Source organism: Paenibacillus sp. P4_A7, from assembly GCF_056402455.1.
The window spans coordinates 1-1,326 of sequence record NZ_JBFUHJ010000771.1; the positions used below are offsets into that span (position 1 = coordinate 1).

The 1,326-nt window shown below is 37.9% G+C and carries 1 protein-coding gene; it reads left to right on the plus strand.

The features are described 5' to 3' along the window. On the plus strand, positions 1-1,239 hold a 1,239-nt coding region (gene glnS, locus AC1DWN_RS33835; protein WP_477563200.1), incomplete at its 5' end, for a glutamine--tRNA ligase. Positions 1,240-1,326: the final 87 nt, after the last annotated feature.

Sequence of the window (1,326 nt, forward strand, 5' to 3'; positions counted from 1 at the left end):
TACAGGGATCGTTCAATCGAGGAAAATATAAGTTTATTCACAAAAATGAGAATGGGTGAATATCCTTCTTCTTCAAAGGTTCTTCGGGCAAAAATAGACATGAGCTCATCTAATATAAATCTCAGAGACCCAATCATCTATAGAATTATACATGCCGAGCATTATCGAACAGGAATTAAATGGTGCATCTATCCGATGTATGATTTTGCTCACCCCATTCAAGATGCTATCGAGGGGATTACACATTCCTTATGCTCAATTGAATTCAAAGATCATCGCCCTTTATATGAATGGGTATTGAAAGAACTGGATATAGATGAGGCGCCTAAGCAAAGAGAGTTCGGAAGATTAAATCTAACAGGTGTAGTTACGAGCAAACGCTATTTAAGACAATTAGTTGAGGGAGGATTTGTTGCTGGCTGGGACGACCCGCGACTTCCAACGATCCGTGGACTCAGAAGAAGAGGCTTTACACCCGATAGTATAAGAAGTTTTATTGAGGAAATCGGCCTCATAAGGAATCAATGCACGGTAGACATAACTATGCTTGAACATGCTTTGAGACAGGATTTAAAAGCTAAAGTAACAAGTGTTATGACCGTTATAAATCCATTGAAAGTTGTCATTACTAATTATCCAGAGAATCAATCGGAACTGTTATCGATTGAGAACAATACAGAAAACGAAGCTTTAGGAAAGAGAGACGTACCTTTTACAGGTATTATATATATAGAAAAAGACGATTTTATGGAGCAGCCCTCTAAAGGTTTTCACCGGTTAGCTCTTGATGGGGAGGTGCGTTTGAAAGGGGCTTATTTTATTAAGTGCAATGAGATTATTAAGGATGAAGAAACTGGTGAAATAAGTGAACTTCGCTGTACTTATGATCCAGAAACCAAAAGTGGAACGGGCTTTGTGGGACGGAAAGTGAAAGGAACAATACACTGGGTTTCTGCACTTTTCGGGCAAAAAGTAGAGATACACATGTACGATAAGCTGCTGATTGAGCATGATCACGTGCATGATGAAAGCAAGAAATGGGAAGATGTCTTTAACACTAATTCTTTGATTATCTTCAAAGATTGCATAGCGGAGCCGTTCTTGGAAAAGGTGCAACCGGAGGATAAATTTCAATTTTTTCGTCATGGCTATTTCTGTGTAGATCATAAGTATGAACTAAGCGATCGACTGGTATTCAACAGAATCGTATCATTAAAAGATTCATGGAATAAAAAATGAAGAAAAACCGGCTTATGTAATTGAATCTTCTGTGAAAATGTTTGATGTAAAGAATGTAAATGAGGGTACTTTCGGAAAGTAAGAAAG